Origin of the sequence: Amycolatopsis sp. FDAARGOS 1241 (assembly GCF_016889705.1) — a bacterium.
Lineage (GTDB): Bacteria > Actinomycetota > Actinomycetes > Mycobacteriales > Pseudonocardiaceae > Amycolatopsis.
The window spans coordinates 5,933,361-5,948,835 of sequence record NZ_CP069526.1 but is presented as its reverse complement, the minus strand read 5'-3'; the positions used below and the strand labels follow the sequence as shown (position 1 = coordinate 5,948,835).

General features: G+C 72.5%; 13 protein-coding genes. 11 read left to right on the top strand and 2 right to left on the bottom strand.

Annotated elements, in window-relative coordinates:
• Positions 1 to 23: 23 nt before the first annotated feature.
• The 3 genes from I6J71_RS29250 (at position 24) to I6J71_RS29240 (ending at position 4,371) form a co-directional block, all read left to right on the top strand.
• Positions 24 to 1,952: a prolyl oligopeptidase family serine peptidase gene (locus I6J71_RS29250; protein ID WP_239153975.1), complete on the top strand. Its 1,929-nt coding sequence runs from the start codon at positions 24 to 26 to the stop codon at positions 1,950 to 1,952.
• 296 nt (positions 1,953 to 2,248) lie between these two features.
• Positions 2,249 to 3,607, top strand: coding sequence for an MFS transporter (locus I6J71_RS29245; RefSeq protein WP_204089811.1), 1,359 nt, complete (start codon positions 2,249 to 2,251; stop codon positions 3,605 to 3,607).
• On the top strand, positions 3,604 to 4,371 hold the full coding sequence (locus I6J71_RS29240; protein WP_204089810.1) for an N-acyl homoserine lactonase family protein: 768 nt from the start codon (positions 3,604 to 3,606) through the stop codon (positions 4,369 to 4,371). The genes I6J71_RS29245 and I6J71_RS29240 overlap by 4 nt, the downstream gene beginning before the upstream one ends.
• 5 nt (positions 4,372 to 4,376) lie before the next feature.
• Here the strand turns inward: I6J71_RS29240 and I6J71_RS29235 are convergent, their stop codons facing one another.
• Positions 4,377 to 5,039, bottom strand: a complete 663-nt coding sequence (locus I6J71_RS29235) for a TetR/AcrR family transcriptional regulator (RefSeq protein WP_239153974.1) — start codon at positions 5,037 to 5,039, stop codon at positions 4,377 to 4,379.
• 148 nt (positions 5,040 to 5,187) lie between these two features.
• Between I6J71_RS29235 and I6J71_RS29230 the strand changes: the two genes are divergently transcribed.
• Positions 5,188 to 6,060 (top strand): shikimate dehydrogenase, encoded by an 873-nt coding sequence (locus tag I6J71_RS29230; RefSeq protein WP_204089808.1) that lies wholly within the window; start codon positions 5,188 to 5,190, stop codon positions 6,058 to 6,060.
• Positions 6,047 to 7,885 carry a bifunctional sugar phosphate isomerase/epimerase/4-hydroxyphenylpyruvate dioxygenase family protein gene (locus I6J71_RS29225; RefSeq protein ID WP_204089807.1) on the top strand — a complete coding sequence of 613 codons (1,839 nt, stop codon included), beginning with the start codon at positions 6,047 to 6,049 and terminating at the stop codon, positions 7,883 to 7,885. The genes I6J71_RS29230 and I6J71_RS29225 overlap by 14 nt, the downstream gene beginning before the upstream one ends.
• A 10-nt stretch (positions 7,886 to 7,895) precedes the next feature.
• Here I6J71_RS29225 and I6J71_RS29220 read toward each other — a convergent pair whose 3' ends face one another.
• Positions 7,896 to 9,068: a citrate/2-methylcitrate synthase gene (locus I6J71_RS29220; protein ID WP_204089806.1), complete on the bottom strand. Its 1,173-nt coding sequence runs from the start codon at positions 9,066 to 9,068 to the stop codon at positions 7,896 to 7,898.
• A 180-nt stretch (positions 9,069 to 9,248) separates the two neighbouring features.
• On the opposite strand from I6J71_RS29220, the gene I6J71_RS29215 reads away from it, so the two are divergent.
• From I6J71_RS29215 to I6J71_RS29190, 6 genes are all read left to right on the top strand, one after another.
• A complete protein-coding gene (locus I6J71_RS29215) occupies positions 9,249 to 10,328 on the top strand; it encodes an isocitrate/isopropylmalate dehydrogenase family protein (RefSeq protein ID WP_239153973.1) in 1,080 nt (359 codons plus the stop codon).
• A gap of 14 nt (positions 10,329 to 10,342) precedes the next feature.
• Positions 10,343 to 11,698: an MFS transporter gene (locus I6J71_RS29210; protein WP_204089805.1), complete on the top strand. Its 1,356-nt coding sequence runs from the start codon at positions 10,343 to 10,345 to the stop codon at positions 11,696 to 11,698.
• Positions 11,695 to 12,441 (top strand): N-acyl homoserine lactonase family protein, encoded by a 747-nt coding sequence (locus I6J71_RS29205; RefSeq protein WP_204089804.1) that lies wholly within the window; start codon positions 11,695 to 11,697, stop codon positions 12,439 to 12,441. The genes I6J71_RS29210 and I6J71_RS29205 overlap by 4 nt, the downstream gene beginning before the upstream one ends.
• Positions 12,438 to 13,475, top strand: a complete 1,038-nt coding sequence (locus I6J71_RS29200) for an Ldh family oxidoreductase (RefSeq protein WP_204089803.1) — start codon at positions 12,438 to 12,440, stop codon at positions 13,473 to 13,475. Before I6J71_RS29205 ends, I6J71_RS29200 begins: the two co-directional genes overlap by 4 nt.
• Positions 13,476 to 13,480: 5 nt before the next feature.
• Positions 13,481 to 14,314 carry an amidohydrolase gene (locus I6J71_RS29195; protein ID WP_204089802.1) on the top strand — a complete coding sequence of 278 codons (834 nt, stop codon included), beginning with the start codon at positions 13,481 to 13,483 and terminating at the stop codon, positions 14,312 to 14,314.
• Between the two features lie 87 nt (positions 14,315 to 14,401).
• Positions 14,402 to 15,202 (top strand): thioesterase family protein, encoded by an 801-nt coding sequence (locus I6J71_RS29190; protein WP_204089801.1) that lies wholly within the window; start codon positions 14,402 to 14,404, stop codon positions 15,200 to 15,202.
• Positions 15,203 to 15,475 lie beyond the last annotated feature (273 nt).

Here is a 15,475-nt window from a genome sequence, read left to right as displayed (position 1 = left end):
CCGGATCGGCTAGCGTGGCGGCCGTGCAGATCTCCGAGTTCGGTTCCTGGGCCACGCCGATCACCGCCGACCTGATCACGAAGACCGCTGTCCGGTTGACCGACGTGCGAGCGGACGGCGACGCCGTCGTGTGGTCGGAAGCGCGGCCGTCGGAAGGGGGCCGCGTGCAGCTGGTGCGGCGGGCGGCCGACGGGACCACCGAGGACCTTCTTCCGGACGGCTTCGGGGCGCGCACGTCGGTCCACGAGTACGGCGGGGCGGACTGGTGGGTGCGCGACGGGGTCGTCTGGTTCGCCAACTGGGCCGACCAGCGGCTGTACCGGCTGGCGCCCGGTGGCGCGCCGGAGCCGCTGACGCCGGAGCCCGAAGTCCCGCGCGGCGACCGGTACGCCGACGGCGACCTCACCGCCGACGGCACGCGCCTGGTCGTCGTCCGGGAGCACCACCCGAAGGGCGGCCGCGGGGCGGTCGACGTGCGCAACGAACTCGTGGTGCTCACCGACGCCACCGAGCCCGAGGTCGTCGTGACCGGCCCCGATTTCGTGTCGAGCCCGCGGTTCTCGCCCGACGCGAGCCGGCTCGCGTGGATTTCGTGGAACCACCCGGACATGCCGTGGGACTCGACCGAACTGCGGGTGCGCGACCTGGCCACGGGGGCGGAGACCGTGGTCGCCGGCGGCGCGGGCGAATCGGTGTCCGAGCCGCGCTGGCACGCCGACGGCACGCTGTACTTCCTGTCCGACCGCACCGGCTGGTGGAACCTCTACCGGCTGCGGCCCGGCGGCACCGTCGAACCGGCGGTCCTGCTCGACGCCGAGATCGGCGTACCGGGCTGGGGGCTCGGCACGGGCCGGTACGTGGTGCTGGCCGACCACCGCGTGGTCTTCGCCCGCTGGTCCGGCGGTTTCGACGGGCTCGCGACCGCGACGGCCGACGGCGCGATCACCGACGTCGACACGCCGTTCTCGGTGATCTCCGCGCTCCGCCCGGCCGGTGCCGACGTGCTGCTGCTCGCCGGCTCACCGAAAGCCGAGCCGAGCGTCTACGCGGTCACCGCGGACGGCACCGTCCGCACCCTGCGCCAACCGCGCGAGCCCGGCTTCGACACCGCGTACGTGTCCACCCCCGAGGCCATCGACTTCCCGTCGGGGGAGCGGACGTCGCACGCCCTGTTCTACCCGCCCGCGAACCCGGATTTCACCGGCCCCGAAGGCTCGAAGCCGCCGGTCATCGTCGTCGTCCACGGTGGACCGACGTCGAACGCGGTTCCCGTGCTGTCGCTGGGCATCCAATACTGGACCAGCCGCGGCTTCGGCGTCGTGGACGTGAACTACGCGGGCTCCACCGGCTTCGGCCGCGCCTACCGCCGCGAGCTCAACGGCACGTGGGGCGTGCTGGACGTCGCCGACTGCATCGCGGCCGTCCGCTGGCTCGCCGGCGAAGGCCGGGTCGACGGCGGCAAGCTCCTCATCCGCGGCGGCTCGGCCGGCGGGTACACCGTCCTGGCCGTGCTCGCGCGCGAGGACACGCCGTTCGCCGCCGGTACCGACCTCTACGGCGTCGCCGACCTCGAGGCCCTGGCGGCCGAAACGCACAAGTTCGAGAGCCGCTACCTCGACCGGCTGATCGGCCCGTACCCGGAAAGGCGTGATGTCTACCTTGAGCGCTCGCCGATCCGGCACATCGACGCCTTCAGCCGGCCCCTGCTCGTGCTGCAGGGCGCCGACGACCCGGTGGTGCCGCCGAAGCAGTCGGAGCTGATCGTCGACGCGCTGCGCGCCCGCAAGGTGGCCGTCGCCTACCTGCTGTTCGAGGGCGAACAGCACGGCTTCCGCAAGGCCCGGACCCTCCGCCGCGCGCTCGACGCGGAGCTGAGCTTCTACAGCCGGATCCTCGGCTTCGGGCTCCCCGAGGGCGAGGACATCGAGCCGGTCGAGGTGGAGAACCTCTGACCGCGCCCGCGCTCAGGCCACCCCACGCGCGCTGAGGAGCGCGCCGCCCGGCTGCTCTCCGCCGAGCCGGAAGCAGCCGGGAAGCAGCCGGAAATCGTTGCCCCGGCTGCTTTCGCGTGGGCGCCCACCGTCCACATCAGCCACCTCGCGCCGCCGCGCCGTCCAGTGGCTCTCGGCCTTCCCGCGGGCGAAACTCGACCTTGACAACCCCCTGCCCACCCTTCACCCTCTTCAATTAACCGTTCGGTACATTAGCCGACGGGCGAGGCAACGGCGCACCGCAGAGGAGAGAAACAGTGAACGGTCGTCCGGATCGGGCGGGCCCCGCCGCGGGCCGGCCTGCCAAGGCGGCACTGGCCGCCTGGATCGGCAGCGCGCTCGAGTACTACGACTTCTTCATCTACGGCACCGCGGCGGCGCTGGTCTTCGGCAAGATCTTCTTCCCGTCGTCCTCGCCCGCCGCCGGGACGTTGCTGGCGCTCTCGACGTTCGGCGTCGGATATGTGACGCGGCCGCTGGGGGCGCTGCTGCTCGGGCACCTGGGCGACCGGTTCGGCCGCAAGCGCGTGCTCATCGCGACGCTGCTGCTCATGGGCCTCTCGACGGTCCTGGTCGGCTGCCTGCCGAGCTACGCGGCGATGGGCGTCGCGTCGCCGATCCTGCTCGTCGCGCTGCGGCTGCTGCAAGGCCTGTCCGCCGGCGGCGAGCAGGCGAGCGCGAATTCGATGAGCCTGGAGCACGCGCCGGAGAACCGCCGCGCGTACTACACATCCTTCACTCTCAGCGGCACGCAGGCCGGGCAGATCGTGGCGACGGCGGTGTTCCTGCCGGTGGCCGCGCTGCCGCAGGACGCGCTGCTCTCGTGGGGCTGGCGCGTGCCGTTCTGGCTCAGCGCGGTGATGGTCGCAGTGGGCTACTTCATCCGCCGCTCGGTGGAGGAGACGCCGGTGTTCCGCGAGGAGGTGGCGGCGGGAGAGGTCGTCCGGCTGCCGCTCGCAGTGCTGCTGCGCGACCACTGGACCGACGTCCTGCGCGTGATCGTCGCCGCGCTGATCGCTTCGGTCAGCACGATCTTCACCGTCTACGCACTCAGCTACGCGGTCAACACGGTGGGCCTGAGCAAGACGCCGATGCTGTGGGTCGGCGTGCTCGCCAACGTCGCCGCGGTGATCTCGATCCCGTTGTGGGCCAAGCTCTCCGACCGCACGGGCCGCAAGCGCATCTTCATCGCGGGCTCACTCGGCTGCGCGGTGCTCATCTTTGGCTACCTCGGAGCGATCGCCGCGGGCAGCTACGTGTGGATCTTCGTGCTGGGCATCGGCATGTTCGGCATCGTCTACACCGCGACGAGCGCGATCTGGCCCTCGTTCTACGGCGAGATGTTCCCGGCCCGCGTGCGACTCTCAGGCACCGCGATCGGCACGCAGATCGGGTTCGCCATCAGCGGGTTCCTGCCCAGCGTGGCGGCCGCGGTCGCCGGTGACGGCAAAGGCGCCTGGCTCGGGGTCGCCATCTTCACCGCCGGCCTGTGCGTGGTCAACGCGATCGCCGTGGCCACCGGCCGCGAGACCTACCGCGTCCCGACCGCGCTGCTCGGTCTCAAGCAGCAGCCGGCCCGGCAGCCCCAGGGGAGTGAGGTCGGCGTCCAGCCGTGAGCGAGTTCGAGGTCCACGCCCTGTGCTACGCCCGGCGCGACGGGGTCCGCGGCGACCACTTCCTCGGCCACACACCGGATTCCGCCGAGCCGCACGCTACCGCGTACTACGTGTGGCTCGCGAGGTCACCGGAGCACACGGTGCTCGTCGACGCCGGCATGCGGCCCGAGCGCGCGGCGCGGGTGCCGGGCCTCGACTACACCGACCCGGTGCGCCTGCTGGCCTGCTTCGGCGTCGAAGCGCGGGGTGTGGACCACGTCGTGCTGACGCACCTGCACTACGACCACGCGGGCACGGCGAGCGCTTTCACGCGCGCGGTCCACACCGTCCAGCAGTCCGAAGTGGACTACTGGACGGGCCCTTGGGCCCAGCGCATCACGCGCGAGCGCTGGCTCCTGGACGAAGGGGAGCTGCGGCGGCTCGAAGCCGCGGGCGAACGGCTGCGGCTCGTCGACGGCGACGCGGAGGTCGTGCCCGGGGTGAGCGTTCACCTCGTCGGCGGGCACACGGCCGGCACCCAGGTGGTGCGGATCGCGACGGCGGCCGGTCCGGTCGTCGTCGCCTCGGACGCCAGCCACTTCTACGAGAACCTCGAAGCCGACCACCCGGCGCCGCTGCTGCACTCCACGACCGGCGTGTACGGCGGGTTCGACCGCATTCGCGAGCTGGCCGGCCCGACCGGGATTTTCCTGCCCGGCCACGATCCGCGTGTGCTGGAGCGGTACCCGACGGACCCGTCGGGCCGGATCGCGAGGATCGCGTGAACGGGTCAGCGCGCGGTCAGATAACTCACGAGCAGATCGCCCAGCATGCGCCGGTGGTGCTCGCGCGTGGCCGGGTCGAGCATGTCGCGGCCGAAGATCGCGTTGAACGTGTAGCGGTTGGCGGTGCGGAAGACGCAGAACGCGCTGATCGCCATGTGCACGTCGAGCGCGTCGACGTCGCCGCGGAAGAGCCCGGCGGCGCGGCCGCGTTCGAGGATGCGGGTGAGCACGTCCAGCGCCGGGTTCGCGAGTGTCGAGAGAGTGCTCGAGCGAGCGATGTGCTCGGCGCGGTGGATGTTCTCGATGCTCACGAGCCGCACGAAACCGGGGTGGGACTCGTGGTGGTCGAAGGTGAGCTCGGCGAGCTGGCGGATCGCGTCCACCGCGTCGAGGTGGTCGACGTCGAGGCTCTGCTCGAGGTTCCGGATCACCGTGTAGGCCCGCTCCAGCACCGTCACGAAGAGCTGGTCCTTGCTGGTGAAGTAGTAGTAGATCATCCGCTTGGTGGTACGGGTCTTGGCGGCGATCTCCTCCACGCGGGCGCCGTCGTAGCCCTTCTCGGCGAACTCCGCGGCGGCGACGTCGAGGATCTCGGCCTTGGTCCGCTCGGCGTCGCGCCGGCGCTCGGCAGCCTTCCCGGTGGCATCTTCGGGCGACGGTGCGGCCACGGACTTCCCTTCTCCCGGCAGATGGATCTCCTCCCACTGTAGGCCGCGCGGCCCGCGCGGCACCGTCACCACGTCGAAAGGAAGCCCGTTGTACCCAGCCACGGTCGTGGACGCCGTCCGCGAGCACGCCCGCCGCGCCGGACCCGGAGTGGTGCTCGCCGGGCTCGTCGGCTCGGGCATCGGCCCGTCGCTGAGCCCGCCGCTGCACGAGGCCGAGGCCCGGCGGCTCGGACTGCGGCTCGCCTACGCCCGCTTCGACCTCGACGAGTGGGGCCTGCCCGCGAGCGCCGCCGGCGACGTCGTGGCGGCCGCGCGCGCAGCGGGGTACGCCGGGCTCAACGTGACGCACCCGTGCAAGCAGGTCGTGCTCGCGCACCTCGACGAGTTGTCGGCCGACGCGGCCGCGCTCGCCGCCGTGAACACGGTGGTGTTCCGCGACGGAGCGGCGGCCGGGCACAACACCGATTGGTCGGGTTTCGCCCGTGGCCTCGAAACCGGGCTGCCGGGCGTGCCGCTGGACTCCGTCGTGCTGCTCGGTGCGGGTGGCGCCGGCGCGGCCGTCGCGCACGGCCTGCTGACGCTCGGCGCGGGCCGCGTCCGCGTGCTCGATCTCGACGCGGCGCGGGCCGGCGCGCTCGCGGCCGCCCTGCGCGACCGCTTCGGCGCCGGACGGGCGAGGGCCGGGGGCGCGCTCGACGAAGCGCTCGCCGAAGCCGACGGACTGGTGCACGCCACCCCCGTCGGGATGGCCGCGCACCCCGGCCTGCCAGTGCCCGCCGCTCTGCTGGGCCCGCGGCTGTGGGTTGCGGAGGTCGTGTACCGGCCGCTGGAGACGGAGCTCGTGCGCGTCGCGCGCGAACGCGGGTGCCGCGTGCTCGACGGCGGCCGCATGGCCGTGTTCCAGGCCGCCGAGGCGCTCGCCCTGTTCACGGGTGCCGAACCCGACGCCGCGCGCATGCGCCGCCACTTCGACCGGCTCGCCGACCCCGGAGAAAGGGAACCCGCCGATGTCCTCGACTGAGCCGCAGCGCCGCGAAAACCGGCGGGCGATCGCCACCGTGTGCCTTTCGGGCACCCTCGAAGACAAGCTCACCGCCGCCGCGGCCGCGGGCTTCGACGGCGTGGAGATCTTCGAGAACGACCTGATCGCCTCGCCGTGGTCGCCGAAGCGGGTGCGGGAGCGCTGCGCCGAGCTCGGCCTGACGGTCGACCTCTACCAGCCGTTCCGCGACTTCGAAGCGGTGCCGCCGCTCGTGCTCGCGGCGAACCTGCGCCGCGCCGAGCGGAAGTTCGACGTGATGGAGCAGCTCGGCGCGGACACGATGCTCGTGTGCTCGTCGGTGTCGCCGGACGCGGTCGACGACGACGACCTCGCGGCCGAACAGCTGCGCACCCTGGCCGAGCACGCGGCGCAGCGGGGGCTGCGGATCGCGTACGAGGCGCTGGCGTGGGGCCGGTTCGTGAACACGTACGACCATTCGTGGCGGATCGTGCGCAGGGCCGCGCACCCCGCGCTCGGCGTGTGCCTCGACAGCTTCCACATACTCTCCCGCGGCAGCGACCCCGCCGCGATCCGGACGATCCCGGGCGACAAGCTGTTCTTCCTGCAGCTGGCCGACGCGCCGCGGCTGGAGATGGACGTGCTGCAGTGGAGCCGCCACCACCGGCTGTTCCCGGGGCAGGGCGCGTTCGACCTGGCCGCGTTCACCGGCCACGTGCACGCCGCAGGGTACCGCGGGCCGCTGTCGCTGGAGGTGTTCAACGACGTGTTCCGCCAGGCCGATCCGGGCCCGGCCGCCGTCGACGCCATGCGTTCCCTGCTGGCGCTGGAGGAATCGCTCGGTGCCACTGACTTGCCGCCCGCGCCGGCGGTGAGCGGGCACGCCTTCACGGAACTCGCTGTCGACGGCGCGGCGGGCGCCGGGGTGCGCGACGCGCTGGCCGCGCTCGGGTTCGCGCACGTGGGGCAGCACCGGACCAAACCCGTTGCGCTGTGGCAGCAGGGTTCGGCCCGGATCCTGCTGAACTCGCGGGCCGGCGCCGCGGAGGGGACCGCGTCGGTGGCCGCGCTGGCGGTGGAGAGTGCGGACCCGCGCGCTTCGGCGGAGCGCGCGCAGCGGCTGCTCGCGCCCGTCCTGCCACGGCAGCACAGCGCGGGCGAAGCCGACCTGTCCGCCGTCGCCGCGCCCGACGGGACATCGGTGTTCTTCTGCCGCACCGATCCGGGCGACAGCTGGCTCGACGACTTCGCAGTGCTGCCCGCGGAAAACCCCGACGCCGGGCTCACGGGGGTGGACCACGTGGCGTTGACCCAGCCGTTCGACCACTTCGACGAGGCGGCGCTGTTCTACCGCGCGGTCCTGGGCCTCGAACCGGATCCGGTCACGGAGTTCGCGGCGCCGTTCGGGCTCGTCCGCAGCCGCACGGTCTCCGGCGGGGATGGCGCGGTGCGCATCGCGCTCGACTCGGCGCTGCTGCGCCGCGGCGACTGGGCGCCGGGCGTGCGCGAACCGCAGCACATCGCGTTCACCACGGACGACGCGCTCGCCAGTGCCCGCGCCGCGCGCGAAGCCGGAGCGCCGCTGCTGGCCATTCCGGACAACTACTACGACGACCTCGACGCCCGCCTCGCCCCGCCGCCGGAGCTGCTCGAGGCCCTGCGCGCCCACTCGATCCTCTACGACCGCGACGAACACGGCGTGCTCCTGCACTTCTTCACCGAAGTCCTGGGCGGGCGCGTGTTCTTCGAGGTCCTGCAGCGGATCGACGGCTACGCGGCCTACGGCGCCGCCAACGCGCCGATCCGGATGGCCGCCCATCGCCGCAGCCGTCTGGCCGCGCGGTGAGCCACTGTCCTCACTGGACGGTGTAGGTCTCCAGGGAGTGCGCGATCCACCCGGCCGTGCGGGCGATCACGAACACCGCCTCGCCGGCGCCCTCGGCCATGCCGTGCACGAAGCACAAGGCACCGAGGGCGAACTCGGCGTTGGGCTCGAGGTCGCGCCGGCGCCGGACGAGGTCGATGGCGGCTTCGACGATCTCCAGCCGTTCCGGGTCGGCGGGTGCCGCGGCCAGCAGGCGCAGCAACTCGGCCGCGCGCGGGTCGTGGCTGCGGTAGCGCGGCTGCCCGAAGCCGGATAGCCGGTCGCCGCGCAGCAGCCGCTGTTCGAGCACGCGGGACACGGACGCGGGCGAGGTGATGTCGCCCAGCCACGCCTGCACGGCCAGGGACGAACCGCCGCCCAGCAACAGTCCACTCGCGACGCTCATGCCCGCGAGCACCGCCGAATACGGGTCCGCCGCCCTGACCGCGGCCTCGCGGACCGCGCGCGTCGACGGGCCGAGGCCGTGATCGGCGAGCAGCACCAGGGCAGCCGAGAGCACCGCGATCCGTTCCGGTGTCGGGGGTTCCGCCGTGAGCCGGCCCCACAGCCGCTCGGCGATGGGCCGGCCTCGTTCGCACGCCGCGCCCGGCTGCGGCAGTGACTCCACGAATGCCGGCGCCATCGTGCGCGCCGCCGCCAGGACCGAAGGCACGGTGAGGTCGTAGCGGAACGAGTCGCGCGCGCCCAGCAGCGTCGCGGTCACCTTGAGCCGGTCGAGCGGCAGGCTCGTCTCCGGCATCGTGTCCTGCAGCCGCCGGATGGCCGTGACGAGCTCCGGTTCGAGCTCACGCGGGGCCGCCGCGTCGTCCTGGCCCCACAGCAATTCGGCCACCTCTTCATACGACGCGGTGCGTGCGAGTTCCACGGCGTCGCGCTCGCGGTAGAGCAGCGTGTCGCCGTCGAGTCGTGCGACGGTGCTCACCTCCACCGTCGCGGCCGGCTCGTCGTCGCGCAGCAGCGTCCGGGTGCCCTTGCGCTGCCCGAAGCCCTCGACCTCTCTGCGGGCGAGCCAGCTGCGCCGGTCGCGGGGGAGGCGGTGGCGTTTGAGCAGGCCACGGCTGATGTAGGCGTAGACCGTGCTCTGCTTGACCCCGAGGATGTCGGCGGCCTCGGCGATGGACAGCACCTCCGTGTCGGTGCTCACGTGTGGTGACCCCTCCTCCTGCGCGGACTTCGGCTCGCGGCAAGTCTAGTGACCGCGAATCCTTGTCACGGAACAGAAACATCGGGTTGACAAGCGATTCGGACCGGAACTACCTTCGCGTCGTTCTCGTCAATGTTGATGCTCAATGTTGATTGTATTGATTTTCGAGGTGGAGCGCCAGTGCAGGTTCACGACATCGCCGTCATCCGCGGGGACGGGATCGGCCCCGAGCTGGTCGACGCCGCGCTCACCGTGCTGGGCGCGGTGACCGGCCGGGGTGGCTTCGAGCTGCGCTACACCGACGTCGACGCGGGCGCCGACACCTACCGCCGGACCGGCGTGGCCTGCTCGCCCGAGGACCTGGAGTACCTGCGCACCGGCGTCGCGGCCACGCTGAAGGGCCCGGTCGGGCTGCCCGACGTGCGCTTCCCCGACGGCACCGAGGCCGGCCTGCTCGGCGGCATCCTGCGCATCGGGCTCGACGCGTACGCCAACGTCCGCCCCGCGCTGCTGCTGCCCGGCGTCACGTCGGCACTCGGCGGGGTGAAAGCGGGCGGCATCGACTACGTGATCGTCCGCGAGAACACCGAGGGCCTGTACGCCTCGCGCGGCAAGGGCGTCGGCAACCGCTGGGCCGTCTCGGACACGCTCATGGCCACCCGGGAGGGCACACTGCGCATCTGCCGCCGCGCGTTCGAGCTCGCGGCCGCGCGCGGCGGCGCCCCCGGTGACGGCAAGCACCGCGTGACCTGCGTGGACAAGAGCAACGTGCTGCGCAGCCACGCGTTGTTCCGCGAGATCTTCTTCGAGGTCGCCGCCGAGTACCCGGACATCGAGACCGAGGTCCTCTACGCCGACGCCGCCGCGCAGGCGCTCGTGCTGCGGCCCGGCGACTTCGACGTGCTGGTGATGGAGAACTTCCTCGGCGACGTGCTGAGCGACCTCGGCGGCGCGACCGTCGGCGGCATCTCGCTGTGCGGCTCCGGCAACATCGGCGACGTCAGCGCGTACTTCGAGCCCATCCACGGCAGCGCGCCCTCGATCGCCGGGAAGGGGCTGGCGAACCCGATCGGGCAGATCCTCGCCGCGGCGATGATGCTCGACCACCTCCACCACACCGCCGAAGGCGACCTCGTGCGCGCGGCCGTCGCCGGTGCCCTCGAGGCCGGCGACATCACGCTCCGGCCCGACGGTTCGGCGGCGGGCGGCCCCCAGGCCGTCGCCGAAGCCGTGGCGGCCCGCATTTCCCCGTCTCGCTGAGAGAACCGGTCCCGATGAAGAGAACGGAAAACCCCGACATGAACACCGAGCTCGAGTTCACCGGCGCCCGCCGGCGCCGCATCATCATCGCGGCGTCGGCCGGGAACTTCGCCGAGTGGTACGACTGGGGCGTCTACGGCGTCGTCGCCACGATCATCGCCGCGAAGTTCTTCCCCGGCAACGATCCCGCGGTCGCGCTCCTCAACACCTACGCCGTGTTCGCGCTCGGCTACATCGCCCGCCCCATCGGCGGCATCTTCTTCGGCTGGATCGGCGACAAGTACGGCCGCCGCCGAGCGCTGTCGATCTCGATCCTGTTCACCTGCTTCGGCACCGCGCTCATGGGTGTGCTGCCGACGTACAAGCAGATCGGCCTGCTCGCGCCGATCCTGTTGCTCGTGTGCCGGCTCGCGCAGTCGATGGGCGCCGGTGGTGAGTACGCGAGCGCGATCAGCTTCGTGTTCGAGCACAGCCCCGCCGGCCGGCGCGCCCGTAACGTGAGCTCGCTGATCGCCACCACGTTCATCGGCATCCTGTGCGGCTCGCTGCTGGCCCGCGTGTTCTCGAGCTTCCTGACCAAGGACGAGTACCAGACGTTCGGCTGGCGCATCCTGTTCCTGGTCGGCCTGCCGCTCGCCGCGTTCGGCGTGTACCTGCGCTCGAAGGTCGAGGAAAGCCCGGAGTTCGAGATGCTGGCCAAGGCTCGTGCGAAGGCGAAGGAGACGGCCACGCCGCTGCGCGACGCCCTGCGCCTGCACTGGGTGCCCATCGTCATCTTCATCGTCTGCACCGCCAGCTACGCGCTGCTGAGCACCACCATCACGTCGTTCCTGACCACCTTCCTCATCAACGTCGGCAAGCTCGACAGCACCGAGGCCTACAACGCGACCATCGTGAGCAACGTGCTGGTCATCGCCGGCTCGCTCGTGATGGGCCCGGTCGCGGACAAGATCGGGCTGCGCAAGGCGCTGAGCCTGTGCGGGCTCGTGGTCGCGATCCTCGCGGTGCCGTCGCTCGCGCTCGCGGCCGGCGGCGGGGTCGGCGCGTTCACCGGCGGTGCCCTGATCGGCGCCTGCAAGGGTGTGCTCGCGCTGCCGGCGCTGCTGGCGATCAGCCAGATCTTCCCCACGGCCGTGCGCGTCACCGCGGGCGCGCTCGCCTACAACGTGGCCCAGGCCGTGTTCGGCGGCACCGGCCCGATCATCGGCGTGTGGCTCAACGACGTGACCGGCGGGCCGTACGGCCTCGGGGTGTACCTGGCCGCGCTCGGCCTGATCACGGCGGTCGTCGCGTTCTTCGCGCGGCGCACGTTCGACCACGACGAGGCGACGGTCCCGGCGACCGGCGCGGTGTCGCCGGAGGTGCGGTGAAGATCCTCCCGCTGACCCAGGGGTACCCGGGCAAGAGCACGCAGCACGGCGGCCTCGGCTGGAGCAGCGTCACGCTCGTGCGCCACGACGACCGGCTGATCCTGGCCGACACCGGCTCGTTCGGGATGCGGTCGATGCTCGCGCGGCGGCTCGCCGCCCACGGTGTCGCGCCGGATGAGGTCACCGACGTCCTGCTCACCCACGCGCACTACGACCACGCCGCGAACTACCTGCTGTTCCCGCGGGCCACCGTGTGGGTCGGCGCGGCCGAGCTGGAATGGGCGACGAGGCGGGAGCCGGCCTTCGACCCGCTGCCCGAGCTGTACGCGGCCGATTTGGCGAGCAACCCGCGGACCCGCCGCGTGGCGGGTGACGGTGAGATCCTGCCGGGCGTGGAGGCGTTCGCCACGCCCGGACACACCCCCGGTTCGACGGTCTACCGCGTCGGCGGATCCGTGCTCTTCAGCGGCGACGCCGCGAAGAACCGCGCGGAACTGCTGGGCGGCGATGTCGACATGACGCTCGACCGCGACCGCAGCCGCGCGTCCGTGCGCAAGATCCTCGACCTGTGGCGGGAGCAGCCGGACACGCTGCTCGTGCCCGGCCACGACGTGCCGATGCGCTGGCAGGACGGCCGTCCGTCCTACACGGACACCCGCAACGCCGGGATCCGTTCGTGGTTCGGCGAAGACCTCGCCGACACCACCGAGTTCGACCTCACCGAAGGAGAAGGAAACCGATGACCGGCGACACCCAGATCACCGCCGAGGAACTGCGCGGGCTCGCGGCCCGCGCGCTGGCGGGGAACGGGATGTCCGAAGAGGACTCCGCCCGGGTTGCCGACGTGCTGGTGCTCGCCGACCTCTTCGGGATCCGCACGCACGGCGTCGCGCGGATCCCGCAGTACCTCGACCGCGCCCGTGTGGGCGGGGTCGACCTGCACGCGAAGGTGACCGTCGAGCAGGTTGCGCCCGCGCTGTCGCGAGTGGACGGTGCGAACGGCATCGGTCCGCTCGTCGGGTCGCACGCGCTCGACGCGGCGCTGGCCGGCGCCCGCGCGACCGGCCTCGGCGCGGCTTTCGTCCGGGGCAGCAACCACTTCGGTCCCGTGATGCCCTACCTGTTCCGCGCCGCGGAGCAGGGGTTCGCCGCGATCATCGCGAGCAATGCGACCACGACGATCGCGCCGTGGGGCGGCCGCGAGGCCCGGCTGGGCAACAACCCGCTGGGCATCGGCGTGCCGGCGCCGGGCGGTGACCCGGTGCTGCTGGACATCGCCATGAGCGTGGCCGCGCGCGCCAAGATCCGCGCCGCCGAGGCGGCGGGGGAGCCCATTCCGGACACCTGGGCCACCGACCGCGACGGCAAGCCGACGACCGACCCGGCCGCCGCGCTGGAGGGCTTCCTGCAGCCGCTGGGCGGGCACAAGGGTTACGGGCTGTCGGTGATGGTCGACCTGTTCGCCGGCGTGCTCTCGGGAGCCGGCTACCTCACGCGCATCAGCTCGTGGAGCGTCGACCCCGACCGGCCGCAGAACCTCGGCCACGTGTTCTTCCTGATCGACGCGACGAAGCTCGTGCCCGGTCCCCAGCTGGGGGAGCGGATGGCCGATTTCGCGGACATCCTCCACACCACCCCGCCCGCCGACCCGGCCCAGCCGGTGCTGCTGCCGGGTGAGCTCGAGCTGGCGCGCTACCACCGGCAGCTGAGCGACGGCGTGCCCGTCGACGATGGGGTGCTCGCGCGGCTGTCCGAGTTCGCGGGCGCCGTGCGGTGACCGCCGTGCCGTCGGGTGCCTGCGACTGCCACGTGCACGTCTTCGACCCGCGCTTCCCGTACGCCGGCGACCGGGCCTACACGCCCGGCCCGGCGAGCGGGGAACAGCTGGACGAGCTGCACTGGCGGCTGGGTGTGAGCCGGGCCGTGCTCGTGCAGCCGAGCCCGTACGGCACGGACAACTCCTGCTTGCTCGACCAGCTGCGCATCCGCGGCGACCGCGCGCGCGGTGTCGTGGTGTTCGACCCGGCCGACGCGCCGCCGCTCGAGGAGTGGCACGCGCTGGGGGTGCGGGGCGCGCGCGTGAACCTGGCGACCTTTGCGGTCGACGACCCGGCGGTGGCGGTCGCGCCCCTGCGCGCGACCGCGTCGGTGATCGCGGACCTCGGCTGGCACCTGCAGGTGTTCACGTCGTTGCCGGTGGTCGAGGCGCTGGCGGACGACCTCGCGCGGCTGCCCGTGCCGGTCGTCCTCGACCACTTCGCCCTCGCGCCCGCCTCGGCGGGCCCCGGTCGGCTGTCCGTGCTGACCGACCTCCTGCGATCCGGTGCGGCGTACGTCAAGCTCTCTGCGCCGCACCGGATTTCCACCGCGGCCGACCACGCCGACGTCGAACCGCTGGTCGGCGCACTGGTCGCCGCCGCCGCAGACCGGCTGCTGTGGGGCACGGACTGGCCGCACACCGGTGGCCGTCCGCGCACCGCGGCGAACCGCCTGACGGTCGAGCCCTTCGAGCCGATCGACGACGCGCGCGCCGTCGCGCGGCTGCTGGAGTGGACCGGCCCGGAAGCGGGGCGGCGGATCCTCGTGGACAACCCGGCCGGGTTGTACGGCTTCTGAAACCGGGTGGCGTCCGTCTCAGTCCGCGGGCGCTCGTCCGGTTTGCGAGCTAAGTTGCGCGGAACAACTCAGTCTCGGGAGGAGCCGGTGAGCACGACGACCTTCGCCGCGGTGTCCGCGGTCAAGCGGCGGTCGCCGAACGGGTTCGACGCGGACATCAGCCCGCAGTGGACGATCGGGGGCAAGCCCAACGGCGGGTACCTGCTCGCGCTGGTCGGGCGCGCCGCCGTCGCCGACCGCGAGCACGCCGACGTCCTGGCCGCGAGCGCGCACTACCTGCGCTCGCCCGACCCGGGCCCGGCCGAGGTCGAGGTCGAGACCCTGCGCACGGGCCGCGCCGCCAGCCAGGTCCGCGGCCGGCTCCGCCAGGACGGCAAGACGTGCGTGGAAGCGCTGTTCACCGTCGGCACCCTGGTTCCCGGCGCCGCGCACTGGCAGGACGGCCTCCCCGCGGCGCCGCTCGCCGCCGACGCGACGTTCCGCGTGCCGAGCACCACGCCGGTCGGCGTACCCGTCGCCATCATGGACGAGATCGATGTCCGCTTCGACGCCGAGAGCGCCCGTGTCTTCACCGCCGGCCCCTCCGGCCACGGCGAACTCCGCGGGACCCTGACCCTCCCCGGCGGCGAACCCTTCGCCCCGGTCAGCCTGCTCTTCGCCGTCGACGCCTTCCCACCGGCGACCTTCGACATCGCCCCCACGGGCTGGGTCCCGACCCTCGAACTGACGGTCTACGTCCGCGCCCGTCCGGCCCCGGGCCCGCTGCGCGTCCTGCACCGGGCCCACCTCATCACCGACAGCCGCGCCGACGAGTCCTGCCACGTCTGGGACAGCGCCGGCACGCTGGTCGCCCAGGCCACCCAGCTCGCCGGCATCCGCCTCGGCTGAGGCTTCCGGCCGATCGGCGCTGCACCGTTCGGCTGCCGGGAAGACGACGTCCGGACCAGCCGCAAGGCCCTGCTCGTGTGGTGACAGGGAAGGTCGCCGACAGGGGAGGGAAAACGGTGCCCATCTGGGCCGGACGCCGTTCGATCAGGTTCGACGGCTGGAGCATCACGCTGAAGGCCGCGAAGAAGTCCGGCATCTTCGGCGCCACCGAAACCCGCAACACCCCGGTGCGCAGCCTGACTCCGGTGCCGTCGTCGAGACGGTGCCGCTGTT